The 25,123-nt window shown below is 63.6% G+C and carries 23 protein-coding genes and 1 riboswitch; of the genes, 11 read left to right on the top strand and 12 right to left on the bottom strand.

All coding sequences use genetic code 11. From position 1 onward, the window contains the following. Positions 1–37 precede the first annotated feature (37 nt). Both MF606_RS16390 and serA read left to right on the top strand, forming a co-directional pair. Positions 38–1,213: a phosphoserine transaminase gene (locus MF606_RS16390; RefSeq protein ID WP_240233872.1), complete on the top strand. Its 1,176-nt coding sequence runs from the start codon at positions 38–40 to the stop codon at positions 1,211–1,213. Between the two features lie 145 nt (positions 1,214–1,358). Then, entirely contained in the window at positions 1,359–2,942 is a 1,584-nt protein-coding gene (gene serA, locus MF606_RS16385; protein ID WP_240230413.1) for a phosphoglycerate dehydrogenase, read from the top strand. A 97-nt stretch (positions 2,943–3,039) separates the two neighbouring features. Here the strand turns inward: serA and MF606_RS16380 are convergent, their stop codons facing one another. The 3 genes from MF606_RS16380 to MF606_RS16370 all read right to left on the bottom strand — a co-directional run bounded on the left by MF606_RS16380 (position 3,040) and on the right by MF606_RS16370 (position 6,965). Further along, complete coding sequence (locus tag MF606_RS16380) at positions 3,040–4,422, bottom strand: FAD-binding oxidoreductase (protein WP_240230412.1); 1,383 nt, start codon at positions 4,420–4,422, stop codon at positions 3,040–3,042. Positions 4,423–4,534: 112 nt separating this feature from the next. After that, positions 4,535–5,929: an FAD-binding oxidoreductase gene (locus MF606_RS16375; RefSeq protein WP_240230411.1), complete on the bottom strand. Its 1,395-nt coding sequence runs from the start codon at positions 5,927–5,929 to the stop codon at positions 4,535–4,537. Positions 5,930–6,026: 97 nt separating this feature from the next. Then, complete coding sequence (locus MF606_RS16370) at positions 6,027–6,965, bottom strand: DMT family transporter (RefSeq protein ID WP_240230410.1); 939 nt, start codon at positions 6,963–6,965, stop codon at positions 6,027–6,029. A 159-nt stretch (positions 6,966–7,124) separates the two neighbouring features. On the opposite strand from MF606_RS16370, the gene MF606_RS16365 reads away from it, so the two are divergent. Next, the gene (locus tag MF606_RS16365) at positions 7,125–8,414 is read left to right on the top strand and encodes an adenylosuccinate synthase (protein ID WP_240230409.1); all 1,290 of its coding nucleotides are present in this window, start codon (positions 7,125–7,127) and stop codon (positions 8,412–8,414) included. 48 nt (positions 8,415–8,462) lie between these two features. Further along, complete coding sequence (locus MF606_RS16360) at positions 8,463–10,457, top strand: hypothetical protein (protein WP_240230408.1); 1,995 nt, start codon at positions 8,463–8,465, stop codon at positions 10,455–10,457. 6 nt (positions 10,458–10,463) lie between these two features. Here MF606_RS16360 and MF606_RS16355 read toward each other — a convergent pair whose 3' ends face one another. The 3 genes from MF606_RS16355 to thiB all read right to left on the bottom strand — a co-directional run bounded on the left by MF606_RS16355 (position 10,464) and on the right by thiB (position 13,943). Continuing rightward, complete coding sequence (locus MF606_RS16355; protein WP_240230407.1) at positions 10,464–11,102, bottom strand: ATP-binding cassette domain-containing protein; 639 nt, start codon at positions 11,100–11,102, stop codon at positions 10,464–10,466. After that, positions 11,089–12,687, bottom strand: coding sequence for an ABC transporter permease family protein (locus tag MF606_RS16350; RefSeq protein ID WP_240230406.1), 1,599 nt, complete (start codon positions 12,685–12,687; stop codon positions 11,089–11,091). The genes MF606_RS16355 and MF606_RS16350 overlap by 14 nt, the downstream gene beginning before the upstream one ends. A 248-nt stretch (positions 12,688–12,935) precedes the next feature. Further along, the gene (gene thiB / locus MF606_RS16345; RefSeq protein WP_240230405.1) at positions 12,936–13,943 is read right to left on the bottom strand and encodes a thiamine ABC transporter substrate binding subunit; all 1,008 of its coding nucleotides are present in this window, start codon (positions 13,941–13,943) and stop codon (positions 12,936–12,938) included. Positions 13,944–14,015: 72 nt separating this feature from the next. Further along, positions 14,016–14,114, bottom strand: a riboswitch (TPP riboswitch). Positions 14,115–14,155: 41 nt separating this feature from the next. Between thiB and MF606_RS16340 the strand changes: the two genes are divergently transcribed. Then, positions 14,156–14,839 (top strand): thiamine diphosphokinase, encoded by a 684-nt coding sequence (locus MF606_RS16340; protein ID WP_240230404.1) that lies wholly within the window; start codon positions 14,156–14,158, stop codon positions 14,837–14,839. A gap of 614 nt (positions 14,840–15,453) precedes the next feature. Here the strand turns inward: MF606_RS16340 and rpoH are convergent. Both rpoH and MF606_RS16330 read right to left on the bottom strand, forming a co-directional pair. After that, complete coding sequence (gene rpoH, locus MF606_RS16335; RefSeq protein ID WP_240230403.1) at positions 15,454–16,323, bottom strand: RNA polymerase sigma factor RpoH; 870 nt, start codon at positions 16,321–16,323, stop codon at positions 15,454–15,456. A 161-nt stretch (positions 16,324–16,484) separates the two neighbouring features. After that, positions 16,485–17,513 carry an RluA family pseudouridine synthase gene (locus tag MF606_RS16330; RefSeq protein ID WP_240230402.1) on the bottom strand — a complete coding sequence of 343 codons (1,029 nt, stop codon included), beginning with the start codon at positions 17,511–17,513 and terminating at the stop codon, positions 16,485–16,487. Between MF606_RS16330 and MF606_RS16325 the strand changes: the two genes are divergently transcribed. Beyond that, positions 17,512–17,865, top strand: coding sequence for a DUF6476 family protein (locus tag MF606_RS16325; RefSeq protein WP_240230401.1), 354 nt, complete (start codon positions 17,512–17,514; stop codon positions 17,863–17,865). The genes MF606_RS16330 and MF606_RS16325 overlap by 2 nt on opposite strands. Before the next feature lie 7 nt (positions 17,866–17,872). On the opposite strand, the gene MF606_RS16320 is transcribed toward MF606_RS16325, so the two are convergent. After that, positions 17,873–19,051 (bottom strand): hypothetical protein, encoded by a 1,179-nt coding sequence (locus MF606_RS16320; RefSeq protein ID WP_240230400.1) that lies wholly within the window; start codon positions 19,049–19,051, stop codon positions 17,873–17,875. A gap of 223 nt (positions 19,052–19,274) precedes the next feature. On the opposite strand from MF606_RS16320, the gene MF606_RS16315 reads away from it, so the two are divergent. Both MF606_RS16315 and MF606_RS16310 read left to right on the top strand, forming a co-directional pair. Continuing rightward, positions 19,275–19,904, top strand: a complete 630-nt coding sequence (locus MF606_RS16315; RefSeq protein WP_240230399.1) for an ArsR/SmtB family transcription factor — start codon at positions 19,275–19,277, stop codon at positions 19,902–19,904. After that, a complete protein-coding gene (locus MF606_RS16310; protein WP_240230398.1) occupies positions 19,901–21,124 on the top strand; it encodes an MFS transporter in 1,224 nt (407 codons plus the stop codon). Before MF606_RS16315 ends, MF606_RS16310 begins: the two co-directional genes overlap by 4 nt. A 1-nt stretch (position 21,125) precedes the next feature. Here the strand turns inward: MF606_RS16310 and MF606_RS16305 are convergent, their stop codons facing one another. Continuing rightward, positions 21,126–21,692: a DUF1134 domain-containing protein gene (locus tag MF606_RS16305; protein ID WP_240230397.1), complete on the bottom strand. Its 567-nt coding sequence runs from the start codon at positions 21,690–21,692 to the stop codon at positions 21,126–21,128. 140 nt (positions 21,693–21,832) lie between these two features. On the opposite strand from MF606_RS16305, the gene MF606_RS16300 reads away from it, so the two are divergent. The 3 genes from MF606_RS16300 (at position 21,833) to MF606_RS16290 (ending at position 23,520) form a co-directional block, all read left to right on the top strand. Then, complete coding sequence (locus MF606_RS16300; protein WP_240230396.1) at positions 21,833–22,300, top strand: YHS domain-containing (seleno)protein; 468 nt, start codon at positions 21,833–21,835, stop codon at positions 22,298–22,300. A 99-nt stretch (positions 22,301–22,399) separates the two neighbouring features. Further along, positions 22,400–23,077 (top strand): histidine phosphotransferase ChpT, encoded by a 678-nt coding sequence (chpT, locus tag MF606_RS16295; protein ID WP_240230395.1) that lies wholly within the window; start codon positions 22,400–22,402, stop codon positions 23,075–23,077. 77 nt (positions 23,078–23,154) lie between these two features. Further along, positions 23,155–23,520: a response regulator gene (locus MF606_RS16290; protein WP_240230394.1), complete on the top strand. Its 366-nt coding sequence runs from the start codon at positions 23,155–23,157 to the stop codon at positions 23,518–23,520. Here MF606_RS16290 and MF606_RS16285 read toward each other — a convergent pair. Both MF606_RS16285 and MF606_RS16280 read right to left on the bottom strand, forming a co-directional pair. After that, positions 23,517–23,765, bottom strand: coding sequence for a hypothetical protein (locus tag MF606_RS16285; RefSeq protein ID WP_240230393.1), 249 nt, complete (start codon positions 23,763–23,765; stop codon positions 23,517–23,519). The genes MF606_RS16290 and MF606_RS16285 overlap by 4 nt on opposite strands. A 2-nt stretch (positions 23,766–23,767) precedes the next feature. Further along, positions 23,768–25,051, bottom strand: a complete 1,284-nt coding sequence (locus MF606_RS16280) for an RNA polymerase sigma factor (protein WP_240230392.1) — start codon at positions 25,049–25,051, stop codon at positions 23,768–23,770. Positions 25,052–25,123: the final 72 nt, after the last annotated feature.

Raw genomic sequence — 25,123 nt, 5'->3', positions numbered from 1 at the left:
ACGCATAGACCTGGGAGGGTCGCTTAAGATGGCTGCAATGCCCCTGACCGCGCCGGCGGTGAAACCGGCTAATCCGAATTTTTCGTCGGGCCCCTGTGCCAAGCGTCCTGGTTGGACGGTTGAAGCGCTGGCCAATGCGCTGGTCGGTCGCTCGCACCGCTCCAAGCCGGGCAAGGCCCGTATCCAGCGCGCCATCGACCTGACGCGCGAATTGCTCGAAGTACCCGCGGACTACCGCATCGGCATCGTCCCGGCCTCCGATACCGGGGCCGTCGAAATGGCACTGTGGAGCATGCTGGGTGCCCGTGGCGTCGATATGCTGGCCTGGGAAAGCTTCGGCGAGGGCTGGGTCACCGACGTCCAGAAGCAACTCAAGCTTGATGATGTGCGCATTCTCAAGGCTGGTTATGGCGAGCTGCCCGATCTGGGCCAGGTCGATTTCGACCGCGACGTGGTCTTCACCTGGAATGGCACGACTTCGGGTGTCCGGGTCGAGAATGGCGACTGGATCGCCGCCGACCGCAAGGGGCTGACCATCTGCGACGCGACTTCGGCCGCGTTTGCGCAGAACCTCGATTTCGCCAAGCTCGATGTGGTGACCTTCTCCTGGCAGAAGGCGCTGGGTGGCGAGGCGGCGCATGGCGTGCTGATCCTGTCGCCGCGCGCTGTTGAGCGGCTGGAAACGTTCAAGCCCGATCGTCCGCTGCCCAAGATCTTCCGCCTGACCAAAGGCGGCAAGCTGCTCGAGGAAGTGTTCGAGGCCGCCACTATCAACACCCCGTCGATGATCTGCATCGAAGACGCAGTAGACGCGATGGAGTGGGGCCTGCGCGAGGGTGGACTGAAGGGGCTACAGGCGCGCGCCGACGCCAATTTTGGGGTGTTGTCCGACTGGGTCGCCAAGACCGATTGGGTCGATTTCCTGGCCAGGAACCCGGCCAATCGCTCCAACACGTCGGTATGTTTGTCGATCGTCGATCCGGCCGTGGCCGCGCTCGATGCCGACAAGCAGGCGGCGTTCGCCAAGGCCATCGTATCGCGACTGGATAAGGCCGGCGTGGCTTATGATATTGGCGCCTACAAGGATGCCCCGTCGGGCCTGCGCATCTGGGCCGGCTCCACGGTCGAGGCGTCTGACCTCGCAGCCCTGGTGCCATGGCTGGACTTTGCCTTTGCCGAAGAATTGGCCGCGCTAAACAAGGCCGCTGCTTAGCCACTAGACGTCTGCCACGAGCCTCTCCGCCGCCGTCATTGCCGGGCTTGTCCCGGCAATCCATGGACCACCCGGACAAGCCGGGTGGTGACGCCGAATGTGAGCGCGGTGGCCTCAACACACTCGATAATCAGGGATTACCCCAATGCCCAAAGTTCTCGTTTCCGACAAGCTGAGCCCTACCGCCGTCCAGATCTTCAAGGATAATGGCGTGGACGTCGATTACCTGCCCGATCTGGGCAAGGACAAGGATAAGCTGCTCGAAGTCATCGGCCAGTATGATGGCCTGGCGATCCGTTCGGCTTCCAAGATCACCGAAAAAATCATTGCTGCCGCCAGCAATCTCAAAGTGATCGGCCGCGCCGGCATCGGTGTCGACAATGTCGATATTCCGGCAGCGACCAAGAAGGGCATCATTGTGATGAACACGCCCTTCGGCAATTCGATCACCACGGCTGAGCACGCCATTGCCATGATGATGGCGCTGGCCCGCCAGCTGCCGGAAGCCGATGCCTCGACCCGCGCCAGCAAGTGGGAAAAGAACCGCTTCATGGGCGTGGAAGTCACCAACAAGACCCTGGGCCTCATCGGCGCCGGCAATATCGGCTCGATCGTTGCCGACCGCGCCATCGGGTTGCGCATGAAAGTCATTGCTTTCGATCCGTTCCTGACGCCGGAACGTGCCCAGACGCTGGGCGTCGAAAAGGTCGAGCTGGACGAACTGCTTGCTCGAGCCGATTTCATCACGCTACACACGCCGCTGATCGATGCGACGCGCAACATCCTCAATGCCGAGGCCCTGGCCAAGACCAAGAAGGGGGTGCGCATCATCAACTGTGCCCGTGGCGGGCTGATCGACGAAGCGGCGCTCTATGACGCGCTTAAGTCCGGCCATGTTGCCGGCGCGGCGCTCGATGTGTTCCTCGAAGAGCCGGCCGAGAACAACCCGCTGTTCGAACTGCCCAACGTTATCTGCACTCCCCATCTGGGCGCGGCGACGACCGAGGCGCAGGAAAATGTGGCGCTGCAGGTGGCCGAGCAGATTTCGGCCTATCTGATGGTTGGCGAGATCACCAATGCGCTCAACTTCCCGTCGATTTCGGCCGAGGAAGCGCCGATCCTGACGCCCTGGGTGAAGCTCGCCGAAGCCCTGGGTTCGTTCGCCGGCCAGCTTACGGAGACGGCAATCAGCGGCATCAAGATCGAGTTCGAGGGCAATGTCGCCGACCTCAACGTCAAGCCGATGATCGCCGCCGCCATCAATGGCGTGCTGAAGCCGTCCTTGGGCGACATCAACATGGTCTCGGCGCCGCAGATCGCCAAGGACCGTGGCATTACCGTCGAGACCACGACACGAGACCGCCAAGGCGCTTATGAGGGCTATATCCGCTTGACGGTTACCACCGAGCGGCAGGTGCGCGGCGTCGCCGGAACGATCTTCGCCAATGGCAAACCGCGCATCATCCAGGTCAAGGACATCAACATGGAAGCCGAGCTGACGCCGTCCATGCTGTACGTGACAAACGAGGATAAGCCGGGCCATATCGGCCGCCTCGGTACGCTGCTGGGCAAGCTTGGCATCAACATCGCCAACTTCAATCTGGGCCGCGTCGAAGTGGGCTCGGACGCCATCGCGCTCGTTTCCATCGACGGCACGCTGACCGAGCCGCAACTGGCCGAGATCGCCGCCCTCGAAGGCGTGAAGCAGGCCAAGGCCCTGCGGTTCTAGACTGCGAGAGGGCGCCCCAAGGGGCGCCCTCCTTCCTGCCGCGGGGTGTCGGTTGACCTTGAAACCAGAAGGCCAGCCCGGAGGCTGGCCTTTGTCATTATTCCGCTGCTGGCGGGATGTTCTGGTTGCGGTGGAAAAGGTTCTGCGGGTCATATTGCCGCTTGATGCGACGCAGGCGATCCCAGGTGGCGCCGGGATAGGCGGCGCGCACCCGTTCCGGTCCCTCAGCACCAATGAAGTTCACATAGGCGCCACTGTCGCTCTGGCGCAGAGCGCCCATCAGGTCATCGGCCCATTTGCGCCGCCGCGGCTGCTCGGCCGTGTCCTGGTAGAAGTTCACCAGGTTGACCATGATCTGGCTGTTGCGGTGCGCGTAGGCTGTCTGCTGCGCGGGCACGCGATTAATCGCGCCACCGAGGACACGGATCTGTACGGCCCGCATCAGGGAGTCGGACTCGGTAAGGAAGCCGACAATGGTCTGCGCATCATCTTCCGACACGCGGTCAACAAAGAGCGTCCGCAACTCGGGAAGACCCGGTGGGCTGCCCCCGCCGCCTTGGTAGAGATCAAGGAATGGACCGGACTTGACCGTGTCGAATATAGGCGTCGCCAGCGCCCGGAATGGTTCCAGCGCGCGGGCGGCCGCATCGTCTGGTCCGGCATAGGCCATAAAGGCCAAAACCACGAGTGAGCCATGCATGGCCTCGGGGATAAACGGCGCGGGTGGGGCGGGCATGACCATGGTGATCGATGACAGCGCTTCCGGAGCGGCCTGAGCTGCCGCCACGAAGCCGGTGATCACCTTGGGCGTGGCCGGCAGGATCAGCATGCCGCCGGTAAATTCTGGCAGCTCGCGAGCTTGCAGCTTGATCCGGCTGAGTACGCCGAAATTGCCGCCGCCGCCGCGAATGGCCCAGAACAGGTCCGGTTCGCTGTCCGGACTGGCGAGAACGATGCGACCATCCGCCAGCACGACCTCGGCCGCCAGCATTGAGTCGGCGGCGACGCCGTAGAGGCGGCTCAGATAGCCGACACCACCGCCTGTCACAATGCCGCCGACCCCGACTTCGGCAGAGTCCCCGAAGCCGACAACCAGCCCGTGCGGGGCCAGGGTTTGGAGCACATGACCGGCTGTTGAGCCGCCCCCGACCCATACGGTTTTTGTCGCGGGATCCAGCTCAATCTTATCAAGGCCACGCATATCGATGACGATGCCGCCATCTACGCTGCCATAGCCTGCGGCGCTGTGGCCGCCGCTCCGCACGGCCAACTCGAAGGCGTGTTCGCGGGCGAAATTGATGGTCTGCGCGATCTCCTCGGCGCTGGTGACCTGCACCAAGGCCGCAGGCTGGGATTGCTCGGGATCGGTTTCGACCGCCCGGCGATCGTCGTAGTTCGCATCCCCCGGGCGTGTGACGCGGCCCGGCAGAATGTCTGCCAGTGCCGCTAATTCCGGGCGGGGGGTAAGTAGGGTGTGCATGGAGTCCTCTCTCCGTACGGGTCACGGCTTCGTGACCGAGAGTGGTAGGTGGTTACCTGGATGTGCCCTGCCTAGGCCCGACGGAGATTTTTTTGCGTGTGTCGCCGCCGAGCTACTCCGCCGGCGGAATGTTGTGATTGCGCCGGAAGATATTGGCGGGGTCATAGCGGCGCTTGATTTGCCGCAGCTTCTCCCAGCTGTCGCCCGGATAGGCGGCGCGGACCTGGTCTGGCCCGGCGGCGCCCAGGAAGTTGGCATAGACCCCATCGTCGCCCTGATAGAGGGCAGCGCTCAGATCGGTCAGCCATTGCAGGCGTTTGGACCGGTCGGCCGGCGTGTTCCAGAAGTTCACCATGTAGAGCATGATGGGGCTGGCGCGGTGGGCGTAGGCGGTAGCGTCGGTCGGCACCCGCGCCATTGCGCCGCCCAGCACGCGAATCTGGACCAGGCGAATGATGGAGTCCGAATTGTTGATGAAGTCGATGATCGTCTGGCCGGCGGCTTCGTCGATACCATTGACGAACATGGTGGCCTGTTCGGGTATTCCGGGCCGGGGCGGTTCCTCGGTCGGATAGAGACTGAGCAGGGGACCGCGTTTGATGGTGTCGAGGAAGGGCTTGGCCAAGGCGCGGAACGGCGCGAGCGCGGCTTCTGCGTCCTCTGCCGGACCAGCAAAGGCGATGTTAGCCATGATCATGGGGCGACCCCGATGCGCTTCGGGAATGAACGGGGCCGGAAAGGCGGGCATGACATTGGCGATGACGCCCAAAGCCTCCGGCGCGTCGGTGGCGGCTTGCACAAAGGCGGCGATGGTGGCGGCGTCGGCGGGGATGATGAACATGCCGCCGGTAACCTCGGTCAGCGTCGTTGCCTGGAACAGGAAGCGGGTGATGACGCCGAAATTGCCGCCGCCGCCACGAATGGCCCAGAACAGCTCGGGCTCTTCGAACTGATCGGTCATCACGATGCGACCGTCGGCAAGCACAACTTCGGCGGCCAGCAGATTGTCGATGGTGAGGCCATGCAGCCGGGACAGATAGCCGACGCCACCGCCGCTGGTGATGCCGCCGACGCCGACGGTCGCCGCATCGCCGAATGGCACGACGAGGCCGTGTTCGGCCGCGGCGCGTAGGACATCGCCAGTGTTGGCGCCGCCGCCGACCCAAACGGTCTTGGCTTCGGCGTCGACGGTGATGGCCGCCAATTCGCGCATGTCGATGACGATGCCCTTGTCCACGGTGCCATGACCGGCACCGCTGTGGCCGCCCGATCGCACCGCAATATCGAGGCCGTGGGCGCGGGCGAACTCGATCGCTTGCGCCACGTCGTTGGCGTTTCGCGCCCGGATGACCGCGGCGGGCCGGCAGTCAGCGATATCGACAACGACAGTGCGGGTGTCGTCGTATCGGGCGTCACCGGGAGCGATGACCTGGCCGGGAAGCAGGGCCCGGAGCTCGTCGATACTGAAGCCGGTGGGGCGGGTAGTTGAAGTGGAATGGTCGTTCATTTCGGTCGTCCTTGGGTCTGGGTGTTCTGCAGACAAGACGAGCCAACAGGACCGCATGTGACATGGCGCGGTCAGTTTTTTGATATTAGTTCCGGGATCAGCGCCGGGCGGCCCATTCGGCAAGCACGATGCCGCCAATGATAATGGCGGCGGCCAGGTAGTGGTAGAGCTCCAGGCGTTCACCCAGGATGAGCACGGAACCCAGTGCCCCGAAGACCGGGATCAGGTTGTGGCTGGGTGCGGCGCGGTTGGGTCCGACCAATTCGACGCCACGAGCATAGGCCACCTGGCTGAACATGGATGGGAAGATCATCACATAGACCAGGACGGCCCAGACGCTGGGCGACATCGAGGGAATGGTGGCGAAGCTGGAAATGCCTGGCCCGAACAGTTGCAGCATGATGACGCCGAGAATCGCGGCGCCCAGAAAGGCGACGGCCATGAAGCTCATCATGTGCACTTGCGGGCGAAAGCGCAGGGCCAGCGTGTAAGCGGTGTAGGTCAGGCAGGCGAGCAGGACGAAGCCGTCACCGGCATTGATGTCGAGGGTCAGCAGGCGCGCCGGATCGCCATGCGTCGCCGTGAGCATGACGCCAGATATGGCGATCAGCACGCCCAGGATTTGCAGCCAGGTGGCCCGCACACGGAACACGATGAAATTGGCCGCGAGAATCATCATGGGCAGGGCGCCCGTTTCGATCGACGAATTAACGGCCGTCGTGGTGGTCAGCCCCACATAGAGCAGGACATTGTAGAGGGCGTAGCCCAGTGCGCCATAGCCCATGATCAGCGGCCAGGTCTGCCGGATAACGGGCCAGTCGGCCCGCAGGAAGCGCCAGGAAAAGGGCAGGATAAACAGCGTCGCGCCCACGCAGCGGGCTGCAAGCAGCAGAAAAGGGTCGATTTCCCCGACCACCAGCTTGGCCGCAACGACGTTTCCGCCCCAGAATAGAGGCGCAAAGATCAGCAGCAGATAGGGCTGATCCAGCAGGCGGGCCGAAATGCCGCGATTTTCGTCAGGCTGCGGCTTTGTCATCGTCTTCAGGGTGATGTAAGGACAATCGGACTTAGCAGTTATTCGGCCACGATCAAACTTTTACCAAGGGTGGCCGGGAGGACAGACGTCCAAGTGGAGAAGGGTATGGCGAACCGCGCCAGGCCCTTTATGTCGCGCCTATCCTGGAGAAGAAATTCAATGGCTAATGTGGTTGTCGTCGGCTCGCAGTGGGGCGACGAGGGCAAGGGCAAGATTGTCGACTGGCTCTCTGAACGCGCCGATGTGGTGGTGCGCTATCACGGCGGCCATAATGCCGGCCACACCTTGGTCATTGACGGGGTCAGCTACAAGCTGGCGCTGCTGCCTTCGGGGCTGGTGCAGGGCAAGCTGTCGGTCATCGGCAATGGCGTGGTGGTCGATCCGCACCACTTCGTCACCGAGATGGAAAAGCTGCGCGGCCAGGGCGTCAAGATCACCCCGGAAATCCTGCGCATTGCCGATAATGCCCCGCTGATCCTGTCACTGCACCGCGAACTCGACGCCATCCGAGAAGATTCCAATTCCGGCCTCAAGATCGGCACGACCAAGCGCGGCATCGGCCCAGCCTATGAAGACAAGGTTGGCCGTCGCGCCATTCGCCTGATCGACCTTAGCGAACCCGATACGCTGATGGTCAAGATCGAGCGCCTGCTGACCCACCACAACGCGCTGCGTCGCGGCATGGGGCTGGTCGAGATCGAGGCGCAGAAGATCTATGACGAGCTGACCTCGGTGGCGGCCACCATCCTGCCCTTCATGGACCAGGTCTGGAAGGTGCTCGACGACAAGCGCAAGGCCGGCGCTCGTATTCTGTTCGAGGGTGCGCAGGGTGCGCTGCTCGACAATGACCATGGCACCTACCCGTTCGTGACCTCGTCGAACACGGTAGCGGGCCAGGCAGCCGCCGGTTCGGGCCTCGGGCCGACGGCCATCGGCTATGTGCTGGGCATCACCAAGGCCTATACGACCCGCGTTGGCGAAGGTCCGTTTCCGTGCGAGCTCGACGACGAAGTGGGCAGGCATCTGGCGACGGTTGGCCGCGAAGTCGGCGTCAATACCGGCCGTCCGCGTCGTTGCGGCTGGTTCGACGCTGTACTGGTACGTCAGACGGTCAAGACTTCCGGAATCTCCGGAATCGCCCTGACCAAGCTGGATGTGCTGGATGGGTTGAAGGAAATCAAAGTCTGCGTCGGCTATGAACTCGACGGATCACGGATTGATTATTTGCCTGCCTCAATGGGGGCACAAGCGCGGGTTAAGCCGATTTACGAGACGCTCGAAGGTTGGTCGGAAACCACCGCCGGGGCGCGCAGCTGGGCCGAGCTGCCCGCACAGGCAATCAAATATGTCCGCTATATCGAAGAGCTGATCGGGGCGCCCGTCGCCATGCTTTCAACCAGCCCGGAACGGCTCGATACCATCCTTGTCGTTGACCCATTCCAAGACTGAGTTTTTTTGTTACAACACGTCGCTGCAATCGTGAGTACCAAGTAACCAATGGCGGACTACAAAGAGCTGTTGCGCCGGGCCATCTCGGCGCTGCCGGAAAATAATGGAGCCGCACGCCGTGCGGTTTATGAGAAGGCGCGCTCTGCTCTTGTGGGTCAGCTGCGGGCCATCACGCCTCCATTGCCGGCGCGCGACATTACGCAGCATCGCTTGCAGCTTGAAGATTGCATCCGCCAGGTCGAGCAGGAGGCCAGCGAAGCCGTCATTACGCTTGGACGCGAAGCGGCCCTGGCGCCACGGTTCACGCCGGAGCCAACTCCCAAGCCGGTAACGGCCACGCCACCGCCGGCGCCCGTCGAGCCTGCCAAGGCAGCAGAGCCGATCAAGGTTGCCGAACCGGCGAAGGTTGAAGAGTCCGCGAAGGCAGCGGAGCCACCCAAGACCTCGATCGAAGACATTATCACCCAGGCTGCCAATGCCACGGGCGCTAGCGTTGCCGAGGTGCCTGAGCCCACCCCGCCGGCGGCCGCCGAGACCAAGCCGGAACCGCGTCCGGTTCCGCTGATCGTGGCGCGTGCCGAGGCGACGAAGTCCGGGCCGAGCTCGCCGGTGCCCTTGGCATCCAATGTGCGGCCGATCGATACCCCGCTCAAATCGCCAAGTTTCGAGCCGCGGCGCGATCCAATGCCGCTGGCAGCCAATTCGCCGTCAGAGCCGGTGCGGGTGCCATCCCGCATGGAACCCTCGATTGGCAACCAGGCAGCAGTCCGTCAGCAGGTTGCCGCCCCCATCGCCGTGGCGCATGCCGAGCCGGTCGAAGCCGCGCTTTCCAGCGTGCGCGAAGTCGAGCTTGAGGTCGTGCAGCCCGATGCCAGCGAGGCAGAAGGCGCTATCGAGCGGGCGATCGAAACCCTTGATCGCGAAGCACGCGGTGAAACGACTGCCGCCGCGCCGGACACGGCGCTGGCTGAAGCCGATCGCATGTTTGCCGCGCCGCGCAACACGACGCCGCCTCCGGCGGACGATAGTGGTTTTGCCGAGGCGACTGCCGCGCCGCGCTCAGGCGCTGGCGTTACGATTTTCCTCGTGGTCTTCGCCATTCTGCTGGCTGGTGTCGGTGGCGCCGGGTTCTGGGCGTGGCGCGAAGGCTATGTCGATCTCGACCAGATGTTTGGACAGGCGCAGCCGGCGGTGACAGAAACGGCCCAGGCGCCGGTAGCCACGCCAACGCCGACGCTCGACCCCGTGCAGCCCACGGAGACGACGACCGACGCGGCTTCGCAGCCGGGTAACACGGCCGCCACGACCACGGCTGAGCCGACCACCTCGCTCGAGGGCCTGCAGATCGAGGATCGCCTTGAGCCGACGCCCCAGGCCGTAGTGCCGACCGGCACCGAGTCCGCCTTGCCCGCGCTTGGCGGCGAAGAGGTAAAGGGCGAGGAACGCCTGCCCGGCGAGGATGCGAGCGTTGCCGCGGTCGACGATCTTGCAGCATCGGTGGATCCAGCCGTTCTGGCGGGTAGCCAGTCACTGCTGCTAGAGGCGAGCCAGGATGGCCGCACGGGCGCGGTGCCCTTCTCGGGCACAGTGGATTGGAGCGAGGGGGTTGACGAACTCGGCCTGCCGACCCTGGTCGGGCATGCCAACATTCCGGCGCGCAATCTGGGCGTCAACATCATCATTCGCAAGAATTCCGATCCGAGCCTACCGGCGAGCCACCTGATGGAAGTGGATTTCCAGGTCAACGACACCTTCATCGGCGGCACCATTGCCAACCTGCCGGGTGTTCTGCTCAAGGATGAGGAATTGGTGCCGGGTACGCCGTTGGTGGGTGCTTCGGCGCGTGTCGTGGGTAATTCGTTCCTGTTCGCGCTCAGCGCTTCGGCCGACGACGCCACGACCAATAGCGAGCTGCTCGAAAACCGGAAGTGGATGGATCTGGCCGTGGTTTATGGCACCGGCCGCAACGCCATCATCACGCTCGAGAAAGACGATACGGCGCAGGCGCTGTTCGCCAAGGTCTTCGGCACCTGGGCGGAGTAGGTCGGTTCAACCGGCCTGCAGCCGACCCTGCTCCAGATGATAGCGCCGGCTCGCCAGCGCCTCCACGTCATCGCCATGGTGGCTGACCAGAATCGTGTGCCAGTTGTGGCGCGTGGTGAGCGCGCGGACGAGATCGCGAATGGTCACGCGCGTCTCGTCGTCCAGGGCGGAGAAGGGCTCATCGAGCAGCAGAATAGCGCGGTTGCGCAGCAGCGTGCGCGCCAGGGCGACGCGCTGCTTCTGGCCGCCGGACAGCGTCGAGGCGGACTGGCGCTCGATGCCTTCAAGCCCGACCTCGGTCAGCGCTGCACTGATCTTCTCCGCGACGATCTGCCGATCGAGACCTGTCGGTAGACCCAGGGCAATATTCCTGGCGGCCGTCAGGTGCTCGAAGAGGCTCTCCGACTGCAGCAGCAACGACACCGGCCGGCGCTCGGGCGGGAGGGGCAGAAGGTCGGTGCCGTCGAGATCGATGGCCCCGGAGCCGGGAGTCAAAAAACCCGCGACCAGATCGAGCAGGGTGGATTTGCCGGAGCCGCTGGCGCCGGAAATGGCGGTGATTTCGCCCGGCGCCGCGGTGAAACTGAAGACGTAGGGCGTGGTCTGGCCCGGATGGGCGAAGGTGAGCTCGTCAACGCGCAGCATTGGCGATCCTTTCGAATAGTCTGGGCAGACCGATGAAGGCCACGATCGTGCCGAGCAGGAGTATCGCGGCGATGGCGGCAGCATCGTTGCCGCGATAGGCGCCCAGCGCGCGGAACATCATCAGCGGCAGGGTCTGGAAATCCTGCGTCCCGAACAGGGCGATAACGCCGAGGTCGCCGAGCGAGAAGCAGAAGGCCAGCGCCAGCATGACGCCGATATCCTTGCCTAGCAGCGGGTATTCAATGGCAATGAACTGCCGCCAACCGGACAGGCCGAGCGAGCGGATGAGCTTGCCGCGGGTACGGGCAATGGCTTCGAGCGGCGGCCCGAGCGTGGCCATTGCGAAAGGCAGTGCCAGAAGGCTATTGCCGAGAATGACGACATAGGGCGCGGCGGTCGCTGGTGAAGCGCCGAGACTGCGGACCAGCAGGAAGAAGCCAAGCGACAGCACAACGGCCGGCACGGCCAGATAGGCGAAGGCCGGAATGCCGAGCAGGATGCGTAAAGCACCGCTGCCGGTGGCGCCGCGCCCTAGTGCCAAGAGGAGCGCAAGGGCAAGCGTCAGCAGAGCGGAGGCCGTGCCGATGACGAGGCTCGATAGCGCCGCCCACCAAAAGGCCGACCGCGCGAGCAGCGGAGCGATGCCAGTGGACAGGCCGTCGATCAGGACCGAGAGCAGGGGCAGGATGAAGCCGACGGTACAGAGGCCAAGGGTCAGCCACTGAAGACCACGGGTGATGGTACTGTCGCGCCAGCGCGAGACCGTGGAGGCGCCGAAGCTGGTGGGCACAGGCGTCAGCGCCGAAGCGGCGAGAATGATCAGCGAACAGACTGCAATCTGGGTCAATGCCAGCCGCACCGCGCCGGCAAGGTCGAAATCCTGCCGCACGGCAGCGAAGATGGCGACTTCCAGCGTCTGATTGGCCGGGCCGCCACCGAGCAGCAGCACGATGGGAAAGCTGGTGAAGGCGAGAAGGAAGATGATCGCTGCAAGACCGGGCAGGGTACCGCGCAGGGCAGGCCAGTCGATGATGGAGAAGCGCTGCCAGGCATTGAGCGCCAGTGACTGGCCGGTTTTGAGCCGGTTTGCTGGGATGGCGTCCAGCCGCGCCAGCATGATGCGGGCGGCAAAAGCGCCGTCGAGGATGACGTGGGCGAAGAGGATACCCGAGAGGCCGAAGGCCGGGTTGCCCAGCGGAAAGCCGAACAGGGCTTCGCTGGCCTGATTGAGCCAACCGTTGCGACCCCAGATCGAGAGCAGGCCGAAGGCGACGACCATGCCCGGCGTGACAATGGCTGAGGCGAAGAGGCCGACGAGCAGATCGCGGCCGGGGAAACGCAGGCGGTTGAGGGCCCAGGCCAGGGCCATGCCGACCGCGAGCGAGAGGATGGTCGTGAGGCCTGCCTGGATGGACGTCATGCGTAGCAGATGGGCGATGTCGATGCGCGAGGCGCTGCCCTCGGCGCTGGTCGCGGCCGCGAAGATGGCCCAGAGGACGAGGGCGATCAGCGTGGCAATGGCGAGGGCCAGCGTGGTGGCGGCAGCGATGCGCAGGGGGCGGTGGGGCAGAGTCAGCTGCGTCATCGCAGACCCCCACCCTTGATCCCTCCCCACAAGGGGGAGGGAGACGACTGCAAGTCTTGATGGCAGACATTAGCCGCAAACTTGAGACGGGCTTCCCTCCCCCGCGTGGGGAGGCAATGAGGGTGGGGGTATAGCGGGCGTGAAGCGTCGTGCGGGGAAGGCCCCCTCACCCGACCGAAGACGGTCGACCTCTCCCCCAAAGGGAGAGGTGATCCGGTACCTGCCCCGCCGCTCATGCGCATTGGTGCCTACTGCACTGCGGCCAGCATTTCGTCGATCCAGGCCTGGCTGTTGGCCTCGATCTCCGCGTCGGTCAGCGTCAAGGTCTTGGCCGGCTGCGGCAGGGCAGCGAAGGCGGGGTTGAGGTCGGCGCCCAGGTCGATGACCGGGAACATCCAATTGGTGGTGGGGATCACCTTCTGCGCGTCGGCGGAGGTCAGGTAGTCGAGGAACTGGAAGGCCAGTTCCTGGTGCTTGGACGACTTGAGCACGCCGGCCACTTCGGTCTGGGCCAGGTGGCCTTCCTCGAACAAGGCGGCTTTGATGGTCGTGTCGTCTTCCTCGACGATGTGGTAGGCGGGCGAGGTGGTATAGGAGAGCGCCATATCGGCTTCGCCCTCGAGGAAGAGGTTGTAGCTCTCGCTCCATTCACGCGTTACCGTGAGAATATGCGGCTTAAGGCCGGCCCAGATTTCGGGGGCGCGATCGCCATAGGCTGCCGCGATCCACAGCACGAGGCCGAGGCCGGGCGTGGCCGAGCGCGGGTCCTGGACGACGATCTTGAAATCGTCCGGCATGGCGATCAGCTCTTCGAACGACTTTGGCGGGTTGGCCACCGCGTCGGTGTCGTAGACGAAGGCGAAGTGGGCATAGTCGAACGGTACGAAGGCCTTGTCGGTCCAGCCGGTGGGCAGCGTCAGGTTGTCGAAGTAGAAATTGTGCTCGGCGAAGAGACCGGTAGCGCGCGCTTCGCCAGCAATAGCGGTATCGAGCCCGACGATCAGGTCGGCTTCGGTCGTGTCGCCTTCAAGCTGAACGCGGCGCAGCGTGCCGATGGAGCTGTCGGCGGCGATGAATTCGACTTTGCAACCACCGCAAATGGCCTCGAAGCCTGCCTTGAGGCTGGGACCCGGGCCCCATTCCGCAGCGAAGCCGTCATAGGTATAGACCTTGAGGGTCGGTGCCTCCTGGGCGAGGGCGGGAGTAGCAATCAGTCCTGAAAGGACCGCAAGCGCCAGACGGGTGAATTTGACCATGGGTCATTCCCTTCAATGGTGTCACGGCCATGAATGAAGGGATCAGGTGTCAATGGAGAGAGCGCCGAGACGCCCTTGCCATCTCGAACTTCCTCCGCCAGCATGACCTGGTTCAGGTTCAATGGGTAATTCTCAGCTCCGCAAACCAGCGGAACACCCCAGCGAGACGCCCAACACTTAATGAGAGCTTTGTGACAGTGCAAGAGACTTCCGTGACCCCGGCGGATGCGACGATCATCGCGTTTGACGGCCCCATGGCAATCGTTGGCGGCGGCAGCGTCGACCCGGCTTTGCTGGTGGAATTGGCCCATCGCGGCGTGGCCCTGGTAGGCGCTGACGGGGGCGGTGACGCGATTGGCGAAGCGGGGCTGCTGCCCGCAGCCATCATTGGCGATCTCGACTCGCTGGAGGACAGGGCGGGTTGGGAAAGCCGCACGCGCGTCCTACACATTCCCGAGCAGGAAACCACCGACTTCCAGAAGGCGCTCTATTCGACGTCGGCTCCGCTGACGCTGGCGCTGGGTATGACCGGCAAACGGCTTGACCACACACTGTCGGCGCTGAACGCGATGCTGAAATTTGCGCCCGAGCGGCATCTGCTGCTGGTGGACGAGGTCGACGTCGCGCTGGCGGTGGTCGGGCCGTTCAGCTTCAACGCCGGCAATGGCGAGCGGGTGTCGGTCTATCCACTGGCGGAGGTGAGCTTCGCGCATTCCGAGCAATTGCTGTACCCGCTCGATGGGCTGACACTGGCGCCTGGCGGCCGGCTTGGAACCTCCAATGAAGGGCTTGGCGGATTGGTGGAGATCGTGCCGAATGACAATGCCCCGTGGCTGTTGATCCTGGGCAAGGAGCGGCTGTGGGATTTGATTGAGGCGTGCATAGGCGCCGCTTGAATGCGGTTGTCATGAACGACGCATGCCAAGGTGGCAGCGGGTGGACCCCGAGGCGGCTACCGCCTCGTGTATGAATTTGTATGAGACGTTAGTCGCCTCGGGGCTGCCGGTTTTTGGGACAGTACTCGGGGATCGCGGACTGCGGACGCTCGCCGCAGCCGGCCAGTACTCGAACCTGCACGCGCAGCGACGCACGGCCCGGCACCACCCCGGCCGCAGTTCGCTGCAGCGCCACCCGTCGTTCCGGGATGATGGGGAGAGGATGGCACAGGTTTTGGGGATGGGGATAAGCGGGAGAGTTTGGGGGTACCCCTCCATCCTCGATTGTCCCCTTATCCTCGGTCGTCACCCTCGGGTGACCCGAGGGGACTATACTGACCGGGCGGCCCAACAAGTGTAGAGCCCTCGGGTCAAGCCCGAGGGTGACGGGCGGTGGGTGACGGGCGGTGGGTGTAATGGCGGGTTGGCGGTGGCTTTCGTACGCTGGATGTCGCGGACCGCCACGGATCGGGATCCCGGCCTGCGCCGGGATGACATCGGAGGTGGGGCTGCAGGGGATGACCACAAAAAAGGCGGGCACAGGGCCCGCCTTCATATTCGATTGGATCAACCGATCAGGCCGCGCTGGCGGCTTCGCGGACGGCGTCCTGGACCTTTTCGAAGGCGCGGACTTCGATCTGCCGGATGCGCTCGCGGCTGACGTCGTATTGCTGGGCCAGCTCTTCGAGCGTGGCGGGATTTTCCTGCAGGCGGCGGGCGTGGAAGATGGCCTTTTCGCGCTCGTTGAGCACGGTCATGGCATTGTTCAGCAGACCCATGCGCTCGGAATATTCCTCGCTTTCGCCCAAAGCCGTTTCCTGGCTCGGGGTGTCGTCGACCAGCCAATCCTGCCACTCGGAGGTGCCTTCGTCGGCTCGCATGGGCGAGTTGAGCGAAGCATCGCCGGAAAGGCGCGCATTCATCGACACCACGTCGTCTTCAGTGACGTTGAGCGTGGTGGCGATCTGCTTGATCTGATCGGGATGCAGCGAGCCGTCGTCCAGGGCAGCGATCTGGCCCTTCACCTTGCGCAGGTTGAAGAACAGACGCTTCTGGGCGGCGGTGGTGCCGATCTTGACCAGCGACCACGAGCGCAGGACGTATTCCTGGATCGCAGCGCGAATCCACCACATGGCATAGGTCGCCAGGCGGAAGCCTTTATCGGGCTCGAAGCGCTTGACGGCATGCATGAGGCCTACATTGCCTTCCGAGATCACTTCGGAAATCGGCAGGCCGTAGCCGCGATAACCCATGGCGATCTTGGCGACGAGGCGCAGGTGACTGGTAATGAGCTTTTGAGCCGCGCCCGGATCGGCGTGCTCCTTGTAGCGCTTGGCCAGCATGAACTCTTCATCCGGTTCCAACATGGGGAACTTGCGGATTTCCTGAAGATAGCGGCTCAGGCCGCCTTCTGCTGACAGCACTGGAAGATTAGTCTGGGCCATGGACGCACCCCTTTCTGGTTCCCCCACATTCCGCGGGCGGAGCGACAAGTCCGCGATGCCCATGACGGCTCATCGGCAGACTACGATGGATATATAGGCGGCAATCTGGCGAATGTAAGGGTGGCGAATCCTTACAAATGCGAAATGTTTAGGACCGTTGCCTAGCGGGCAAAAGCCTTGTCAAAATCTTCCAACACTTCCTCCAATGCCTCCAAGTCGGGTGGCAACGGAGCTTCGAAGAACATCTCCTCGCCCGTTACCGGATGCTCAAAGCCAAGTTCGGCGGCGTGGAGAGCCTGGCGGCCGAGGGCCTGGATGGGCGCCACGACTTCGGGCGGCAGCTTGTTGATCTTGGTCGCGTAACCGGAAGCATAAACGCTGTCGGCGACCAAGGGATGCCCGATATGGGCCATATGCACGCGGATTTGATGGGTGCGGCCGGTTTCGAGCTGGCACTGGATGCGGGTGATGTCCCAACCGGCATCGCCGAAACGCGCTTCGACGATATAGTGGGTGATGGCCTCGCGCCCATCCTTACGCACGGTCTGCTTCAGGCGATTGTTCTGGTCGCGGCCGAGCGGGGCGTTGACCGTGCCCTTGGCCGTCTCGGTCGAACCCCAGACGAAGGCGGTGTAGGCGCGATGCAGCGGACCGGTGCGGCCGTGATCGGCGAACTGGGCGGATAAGTGCCGGTGGGCGGTCTCGGTCTTGGCGGCGACCATGACGCCGGACGTGTCGCGATCGAGGCGATGGACGATGCCCGGGCGTTTGACGCCGCCAATGCCCTGCAGGCTATCACCGCAATGGAATAGCAGCGCATTGACCAGCGTGCCATCGGGCGAGCCGGGGGCGGGGTGCACGACCATGCCGACGGGCTTGTTGACGACGATGAGCTGGTCGTCCTCGTAGAGGATGTCGAGCGGGATATTTTCCGGATGCGGTTCGGCATCTTCGGGGGGTGGGGCAAGAAGGACGATTGTCTCGCCCGCGGTAAGCCGGTATTTGGGCTCGCTGACGGTTACCCCGTCGATGGTGACGGCGCCGGCAAGGATCAGGTCCTTGATCCGATTGCGGCTCAGCACGGTATGGGCCTTGGCGAGGACGGCGTCGAGCCGGCCACCTGCTACGTCTGCATCGACAACAACTTCGACTTCGTCGCCCTCGAACTCTTCAACGGTATTTTCGGCCATGAGCGATTCCAATCAGACTGGGCAGAACAGCCCCAAAGCGGACGAACCGCTGTCTCCCGAGGCGCTGGCCATGTTCGGCAAGGCGCGCCGTTCGTTCGGGATTTCTATCGGCATCCTGTTGCTGGGCTTTATGGCGATTGGTGTCGCCCTTGTCTATCGCGTGATGCGCGACGCCCCGCCACCTGCGGTGGCCGAGAGCGTGGCTGTCCCTGCTGGGGCCGAGGTGGTTTCGGCGCTGGTCAGTGAGGGGGCTATCAACGTGACGTATAGCGTGGGTGGGGTGACGACGCTGGCGCTGTTCGATCAGGCGACGGGTGAGCTGACGCGGAGCGTGGTGATCGGCGCAGAGTAGGGCGTGGCTATCGCCCTTGGATTTCCTTGAGCGCCGCCATGCGGTCCGACACTGAGCCGCCTTTGCGGCCGCCCTTGGCGGGTTTGACCGGCAGGGTGTCGGTGGTCTCGCCGTCATCGGCGAAACGCTGCACGCGATCGAAGAGGCTCTCTTCCTGGGCGCGGGCGACTGGTGTTTCGGTGTCGACGGCATAGACTAGGCGGCTGACGCTGGCGGCAATGTCGTTGAGCTTTTCGCGCAGATAGGCTTCTTCGATCCGCTCACTATCCCAGTCGGCCATGATGGTGGATTCGACATTGGCCACCTGCTGGCGCAGGCCCTCGACTTCGGCTTCAAGGCTCAGCTTGTCGGCCAGAAGCTGCTCGGCGCGACCATTGCTCTGTTCGACGATCTGGCTGGTTTCAGCCAGGAGTGCATTGAGCCGGTTCTCGGCACTGGCGATACGCGCCTCGGCGGCAACGAGATTTTCGGCGTCGGCGGCCTTCTTGTCGTCGTGATGGGCCAGCGCCTCACGCATGCCGGCAATGGCCGCGGTGGTCTCGGCGCTACGGCGGTCGGAGGTTTCGAGGCGGTTAATTAGGCTGCGGGCCTGTTCTTCAAGAAAGCTGGCGCGCTTGCGTTCGATGGCGAGGGCAGTGGTGAGCCGGTCGATATCTTCATCATAGTCGCCCGAAAGCGACTTGCCGTCGAGATCGGTGCCGCGGGGCAGGCCGCCGCGTACGGTATCGCGCAGCTTCACGAGCTCGCTGCCGCGAACATCGAGTTCGCGATCGCGCATACGGAGCCGCTGGGCCAAGTCGGTGCCCTCGCGCTCGAGTTCGAGGATGCGGGCGCGCAGTTCCGCTTCCCGGCTTTCTAGGTCCCTGACGATCGCCAGATGCTGGTCGCGCTCGGTCTTGAGGGCGCCCATATCGCTGCGCTGCTGATTGGCGTCGCCGAGCTGTTCGGCCAGGCGCTTGCGCAGGGCTTCGACGTTCATTTCGAGGCGGCGGGTCGACAAGGCAAACTCGGCGCGCAGCTGGTCCTTGTCGGCGCGAAACTCGGCCATGGTGATGGGGGTTGCCGCTTCGATGCGGCGCTTGGTCAGGCGCACGGCGCGCTTCCACACCGCCGGCAAGATGATGAGGGCCACCAAGCCCGCAACCATCACGCCAAGTGCGAAATACATGATGTTCTCAATGAGCATCGGCCGAACTCCGGTACCGCGCAGGCGAACCCGCGCGGACTTATCCCTATCTGGCAGCAATGGCGCTGCGTCGCCATCTTCGCCAGTCATTAACCCTAACGCGTCCGTGCAAGCCAGTCACGTTTGGGCCACCAAGTGTTAGCGAACGGGTGTTAAAAACCCGCTTCGTCACAATTACCAAGAAATGTTTGCAAAGATTTCTTTGTGATCGTATTGTGCTGGCATGACAGAAAAGACACCGCCGACCAACTCACCCCGCACCGTGCAAGGGATTGTTCCCGATGCAACGGCGCTCAAAGCGCTCACCCATCCGGTTCGACTGCGCATGCTAGGCCTCCTGCGCATCGACGGGCCGGCCACGGCGACGCAGCTGGCTTTGCGGCTGGGCCTCAATAGCGGGGCGACCAGCTACCACCTGCGGCAGCTGGCCCTGCACGGATTTATCGAGGAGGCGCCGGGGCCATCGCGGCGCGACAGGTTCTGGCGGGCGCGGCACGAAACGACGACGGTGCTCGAACCCGGAGCGGAGGGCGAGGCACTCGATGTGGGTATTGCCTTCACGCAGGCCGCGCTGTCCTGGCAGGTCAGCCAGATGCAGCAGGCGATCGAGGAATATGCCGAGCTGCCGGAAGCGTGGCGCCGCGCCAGCACAGCCAGTGACTTCACCATCCCCCTCACGCCCGCCCAGGCTGAAGCGCTGACCAAGCGGCTGATGGCGATCTTGTGGGAAGCTATGCGGGAGGCACCCGCGCTTGGTGGGCCGCTGCCCGAGGGCGTGGTGCCTTTTTCCATCATGCTCCACGCCTTCCCCTATCCGGGGCAGGTGCCGCACAAAGAGGAGCCGGAGGCATGAGGCGGCGAGGCGCGTTTCTTGCTCTGGCGGTGGCCGAGACGCTGTCGATATCGGGAACGCGGCTATCGACTATCGCCATCCCCTGGCTGGTCCTCACCACCACCGGCGACCCGGTGCTGACCGGGTCGGTGGCACTGCTGGAAATGCTCCCTTACGTCATTGCCAAGGCGCTGGGCGGTCCGTTGATCGATCGGATTGGGCCCAAGCCGATCGCGATCATTTGCGACATAGCGTCAGTGATCATCGTGGGGCTCATACCCCTCTTGCATCTGTTGGGTGTGCTGACGATGCCAGTATTGCTGCCCATCGTGTTCATGATGGGTGTTCTGCGTGGTCCGTCGGATGCCGCCAAGCAGTCGATGGTTCCTGACGTCGCCGAGATCAGCGCCGTGCCGCTGGAGCGCGTGACGGGCGTTGTTGGCGTTATCGAGCGGCTGGCCTCGACCGTGGGTGCGGCTGGCGCCGGTGCTCTGATTGCCCTGATCGGGCCAAGCCAGGCGCTGGCCGTCAATGCCGTGACCTTCGCCCTGGCGGCTGTCGTGGTGGGGCTGGGGTTGCCCGCCATTCGTCGCCCGGCAAAGGTCGCGGCGCCAACTTCCTACGCGCGCGACCTTGGCGAGGGCTGGACGTTCCTGCGTCGGGACGCCGTGTTGGTCAGCATCGTGATCATGGTGGCGACGACCAACCTGCTCGACCAGGCCTATGCCGCTGTCCTGATCCCGGTATGGACGCAGGCATCGGGTCATGGTCCTGAACTTCTGGGCGGCCTGTTCGCGGTGTTTTCAGCGTTTTCGATGCTGGGTGCGGGCATCGCCGCCTCTATTGGCGAGCGCCTGCCGCGGCTGACGGTCTATACCGTGGCGTTCCTGCTGACCGGCTTCCCGCGCTTTATGGTCTTTATCGTCGACGTGCCGCTGGTCGCGGTCTTCGCAATGCTGGCCGTGGCCGGCTTTTCGTCGGGGTTCATCAATCCGATCCTGGCGACGGTGACGTTCGAGCGCATTCCCAAGCCGCTGATCGGACGTGTGACGTCGCTGTATTCCGCCCTGTGCTGGGCGCTCATCCCGTTTGGTGGACTGGTGGGTGGGGCGCTGGTCAGCGGTTTCGGGCTGCCAGCCGCACTGTTGGCGACCGGACTGGCCTACCTGGTTGCGACACTGTTCCCGCTGGCCTTGAAGAGCTTCCGCGCTTTCGACCGGCGTATCGCAATCACAGGCTAGGTCAGAAGGGGTTCCAGGTGGGCTCGTTGGTGAACTTGAGGTAGCCAACATTGACGCCGAGGCGGGCGCCGACGCCAGAGCGGATTGGCACCATCACCACGTTGGAGCGCTTGATCACGGTCATGCCGAAGCCGCCCAGCACATAGGCGGAGCCGTCGACGCCAGCAAAGCGGCCCAGTACGTCCTGGATCTGGTTGAGATTGTAGACCAGCATCATGGTCTTGGAGCCATCGCCGCCGATGTCGAACCCGAGCGATGGGCCCTGCCAGAAGACGTTGTATTCGCCGGCGTTGCGCGTGTAGAGGATGCCCTCGCCGTAGCGGGCGCCGGCGAACAGGGCGCCACCGGCGTCCTCGCCCAGGATATAGCCATTGGGCAGGCCGAACTGGCTCACGGCGCGTTCGACCAGCGAGGCCAGGCCCTGGGAGGCCGAGCCGAAGAATTCCTTGCCGCTATCGACCAGTTCCTCGCCCGAATAGCTATCGCTGAGCGATCCTTGCGCAAAGGCGGGCACGGGCGCTGCGATGGCAGCCAGGACGGCGAAGAGGATGGCGAGGCGCTTGAGCATCGGAAATCTCCCGGAAGATACATCTGGCGGCTACAGGTCGTTAAGGACTCGGACCTTAACTTTTGTGAGGCAAACTCTGTGGCGCCGGCATGCCGATCATTGAGTTGATGATGAAGCAAACCTCTAAACAAATCTTAACCATGCTCGCCTTTGTTTTGCCGCTATTCGGCATGGTTTCGGCCGCTTTCACGGAGGTTCGGGCGCAGTCCGTGGTGACGCTGATCGTTACCGATCCGCTGACCGGCATAGCGCTTTCTGGTATGGACCCGGTCAGCTATTTCACCGAGCCGGCTCCCCTGATGGGCCTCTCGGACAACGAATTCATCTGGCAGAACGTTTCCTGGTATTTCGCCACGGCGGCCAATAGGGACGTGTTCAAGAGCGCACCTGAAATCTATGCGCCCCAGTTCGGCGGGCACGACGGAATGGGCATAGCGCGTGGCTTTATTTCCGACAGCGATCCGCGCATCTATACGGTGTTCAAGCAGCGGCTCTATCTGTTCTACTCGGCCGCCAACCGGGAGGCCTTCCTGCTGGCCCCGGACGCTGCAGCGCGCACGGCTGAGGAAAACTGGCCCGCTTTGGGCAAGGACCTTTCGGTCAACTAACGCGCGGGACCCGCATTTTCGCATCTACTTTTAACCTCCAGCCTCTAATGTCGGCAAAAGTGATTCTTTGCCGCCTTCCCGCCCTACGGAGACCTCCCCATGGATATCATCGAGCTCAAGGCAACCGACCTGGCTGCCATGCTGTGCAGCCGAGTATGCCATGACCTGATCAACCCCATCGGGGCGATCGGCAACGGGCTGGAGGTGCTCGATGATCCGAACCAGGCCGAAATGGCCGGCGGGGCCCGCGACCTCATTGCCAGTGCTGCCAAGCAGAGCCGCGCCAAGCTGGAATTCGCGCGCCTGGCCTATGGGGCCTCCTCGACCTCTGGCACCGATATCGATACGCGCGAATGTGAACGCGTGGCGCGCATCCTGTTCGAGATCGAAAAGGCGGATCTGGAGTGGAATGTGCCGCTGATCCTTTTGCCCAAGCACAAGGCCAAGCTGTTCATGAACATGCTGCTGATCGCGGCCGGTTCAGTGCCGCGCGGCGGCCAGGTGACGGCCTCGATTACGGGCGATGCCGGTAGCGAGAAGTTCGAATTCACTTCCAAGAGCGATCCGGAAAAGCGGCAGAAGACGCTGGTGCCATCCGGCTCTGCTGGGCTGTTGTCCGGCATGCCTGAAGAGGGCTTTGTCGACGCACGGGGTATCCAGCCGTTCTACACCGGTCTCCTGGCCCGCATGACCGACATGGAGGTCAATATCGGCCTCGAGAACGATATGTTCTTCCTCACCGCCGTGCCCAAGGCGGCGGTCCAAGCGGCTGAATGATTGGGACTTTGCTAACCAATCCGTAGCATGTGAAGGCCATAATCGGGCCGCGTCAGCCTATGCGGAGCCTGATCCCGATGAAATCCTGTTTGATCGTCGATGACTCGACCGTGGTGCGCAAAGTCGCGCGCCGCATTCTCGAAGACATGGATTACATCGTTGACGAGGCCGAGGACGGGCAGGAAGCGATCGACAAGTGCCGCCAGGAAATGCCGGATGCCATCCTGCTCGACTGGAACATGCCGATCCTGACCGGCCTCGAGTTCCTCAAGCTGCTGCGCGCCTATGTGGGCGGCGACAAGCCACGCGTGGTCTATTGCACGGTCGAGAACGACATCGGGGCTATCGCTCTCGCCCTTAAGGCCGGGGCAAGCGACTACATGATGAAGCCGTTCGACCGGTCCATCCTCGAAGCCAAATTCGAGACGGAGATCGCAGCCTAGCCGGGCGAAATCAGGCGCGCTGCCTGTCGGCCCATGCGACAATCCTCGACAAAGCCATCAGCCAACGCCGGATCGGCGCGGAAGCGGGCGTATTCGCCAGCGTCGATGGTGAAATAGGCCTCGTACTCGGCCGCCAGCCTGCGACCGCTGACCGGTGTGGACAGATACAGCCCGCCAGTCCGCGTATCCCGCCCAAGGCTGAAACGCTGCTCGCGACTGACGAAGTCGTCGATGAAACGCTGCATGATCAGCCTGTCATTTCGGCGCGGGACAGCAGGTAAGTCTTTTCGCGTTCATTGCGCGTCAACTCCGCGGCCTTGCGGAATTCCAGCATGGCTTCGGTGTGTCGGCCAAGCTTGCTCAGCAGGTCGCCGCGTACCCCATAGAGCAAGTGATAGTTCTTGAGCGCGGGGTCGTCCTTGATCGCGTCGATCAATACCAGTGCCGCGGCGGGCCCTTCGGCCATGGAGATGGCGACGGAGCGGTTGAGCTCGATGACCGGCGATGGCGTACGCTGCGCCAGGGTGGCATAGAGCGCGGCGATGCGGGCCCAATCGGTGTCCGCAGCCTCGGGGGCGCGGGCATGGCAGGCGGCGATGGCGGCCTGGAGGGCATAGGGTTCGTTCTCGCCACCCAGGGCGATGACCTGATCGAGGGCCGCGAGGCCGCCGCGGATCAGGTTCTGGTCCCACAGTGAACGATCCTGGTCGAGCAGGAGTACCGGTTCGCCCTTGGCGTCGGTGCGGGCGCCGGTGCGCGAGGCCTGGATTTCCATGAGCGCCACCAGGGCGTGGACTTCGGAATCCGCGGGCGAAAGCTGCGCCAGGATGCGGCCGAGCCGGATGGCTTCGTTGCACAATTGCGGACGCATCCAGTCCTGCCCCGCCGTGGCGGAATAGCCTTCGTTGAAGATCAGGTAGAGCACGCCAAGCACCGATGCCAGACGCTCGGCCCGCTCCTCGCCATCAGGCACCTCGAAGGGAATGCCGGCCTCGGCGATGGTTTTCTTGGCGCGGACGATGCGCTGGCCAATGGTCGGCTCGGCGGCGAGGAAGGCGCGGGCGATCTCCTCGGTGGTGAGGCCGCCGATCAAGCGCAGGGTGAGGGCGACGCGAGATTCGGCCGGCAGGATAGGGTGGCAGGAGGTGAAGATGAGGCGGAGCAGGTCGTCGCCAACCTCATCGTCGATGGCGTCATGCAGCGCTTCGACATGGTCGGGCGTGTCGGATTCGATGCCATGGCCCACCTCTTCGAGCTTGGTGGCCGCCATCTTCTTGTGGCGGAAGTAGTCGATGGCGCGCCGCTTGGCCGCCTGCATCAGCCAGGCGCCGGGATTGCGGGGAACGCCGGATTCCGGCCAGTTCTTGAGGGCTATGACCAGCGCATCCTGCGCCAGCTCCTCGGCGAGCGAGATATCGCGCACCATGCGCGTCAGCCCCGCGATGAGGCGAGGCTGCTCGGTCTTCCAAACGGTGTTGATGGCGCGATGGGTTTCGGACTGGGTGCTCATGGCGGCGGATGAAACCAGCATCGGTAGTGCCCCGCAACCGCTTCGTGGAAGAAAATGGCCGGGAGGCGGGACGCCTCCCGGTGGTTGCTGAGC

Source organism: Devosia lacusdianchii (genome assembly GCF_022429625.1).
In the GTDB taxonomy this organism is placed as follows: domain Bacteria; phylum Pseudomonadota; class Alphaproteobacteria; order Rhizobiales; family Devosiaceae; genus Devosia; species Devosia lacusdianchii.
The sequence above is the reverse complement of the archived record's forward strand: the minus strand, read 5'-3'. Positions and strand labels throughout refer to the sequence as shown.

Excerpts from the sequence above, each read along its gene's own strand:
- MF606_RS16380 (WP_240230412.1), bottom strand. The coding sequence starts at position 4,422 with ATGCACACCCTACTTACCCCCCGCCCGGAATTAGCGGCACTGGCAGAC.
- MF606_RS16355 (WP_240230407.1), bottom strand. The coding sequence starts at position 11,102 with ATGCTGCGCGTTGACGAGCTCACCTTCGCCCATCCGGGCCAGACCACG.
- MF606_RS16305 (WP_240230397.1), bottom strand. The coding sequence starts at position 21,692 with ATGCTCAAGCGCCTCGCCATCCTCTTCGCCGTCCTGGCTGCCATCGCA.
- MF606_RS16320 (WP_240230400.1), bottom strand. The coding sequence starts at position 19,051 with ATGCTCATTGAGAACATCATGTATTTCGCACTTGGCGTGATGGTTGCG.
- rpoH (WP_240230403.1), bottom strand. The coding sequence starts at position 16,323 with ATGGCCCAGACTAATCTTCCAGTGCTGTCAGCAGAAGGCGGCCTGAGC.
- MF606_RS16375 (WP_240230411.1), bottom strand. The coding sequence starts at position 5,929 with ATGAACGACCATTCCACTTCAACTACCCGCCCCACCGGCTTCAGTATC.
- MF606_RS16315 (WP_240230399.1), top strand. The coding sequence starts at position 19,275 with ATGACAGAAAAGACACCGCCGACCAACTCACCCCGCACCGTGCAAGGG.
- MF606_RS16280 (WP_240230392.1), bottom strand. The coding sequence starts at position 25,051 with ATGCTGGTTTCATCCGCCGCCATGAGCACCCAGTCCGAAACCCATCGC.
- MF606_RS16360 (WP_240230408.1), top strand. The coding sequence starts at position 8,463 with ATGGCGGACTACAAAGAGCTGTTGCGCCGGGCCATCTCGGCGCTGCCG.
- MF606_RS16300 (WP_240230396.1), top strand. The coding sequence starts at position 21,833 with ATGCTCGCCTTTGTTTTGCCGCTATTCGGCATGGTTTCGGCCGCTTTC.
- MF606_RS16370 (WP_240230410.1), bottom strand. The coding sequence starts at position 6,965 with ATGACAAAGCCGCAGCCTGACGAAAATCGCGGCATTTCGGCCCGCCTG.
- MF606_RS16330 (WP_240230402.1), bottom strand. The coding sequence starts at position 17,513 with ATGGCCGAAAATACCGTTGAAGAGTTCGAGGGCGACGAAGTCGAAGTT.
- MF606_RS16325 (WP_240230401.1), top strand. The coding sequence starts at position 17,512 with ATGAGCGATTCCAATCAGACTGGGCAGAACAGCCCCAAAGCGGACGAA.
- thiB (WP_240230405.1), bottom strand. The coding sequence starts at position 13,943 with ATGGTCAAATTCACCCGTCTGGCGCTTGCGGTCCTTTCAGGACTGATT.
- MF606_RS16350 (WP_240230406.1), bottom strand. The coding sequence starts at position 12,687 with ATGACGCAGCTGACTCTGCCCCACCGCCCCCTGCGCATCGCTGCCGCC.
- MF606_RS16290 (WP_240230394.1), top strand. The coding sequence starts at position 23,155 with ATGAAATCCTGTTTGATCGTCGATGACTCGACCGTGGTGCGCAAAGTC.
- MF606_RS16390 (WP_240233872.1), top strand. The coding sequence starts at position 38 with ATGCCCCTGACCGCGCCGGCGGTGAAACCGGCTAATCCGAATTTTTCG.
- MF606_RS16310 (WP_240230398.1), top strand. The coding sequence starts at position 19,901 with ATGAGGCGGCGAGGCGCGTTTCTTGCTCTGGCGGTGGCCGAGACGCTG.
- serA (WP_240230413.1), top strand. The coding sequence starts at position 1,359 with ATGCCCAAAGTTCTCGTTTCCGACAAGCTGAGCCCTACCGCCGTCCAG.
- MF606_RS16285 (WP_240230393.1), bottom strand. The coding sequence starts at position 23,765 with ATGCAGCGTTTCATCGACGACTTCGTCAGTCGCGAGCAGCGTTTCAGC.
- MF606_RS16365 (WP_240230409.1), top strand. The coding sequence starts at position 7,125 with ATGGCTAATGTGGTTGTCGTCGGCTCGCAGTGGGGCGACGAGGGCAAG.
- chpT (WP_240230395.1), top strand. The coding sequence starts at position 22,400 with ATGGATATCATCGAGCTCAAGGCAACCGACCTGGCTGCCATGCTGTGC.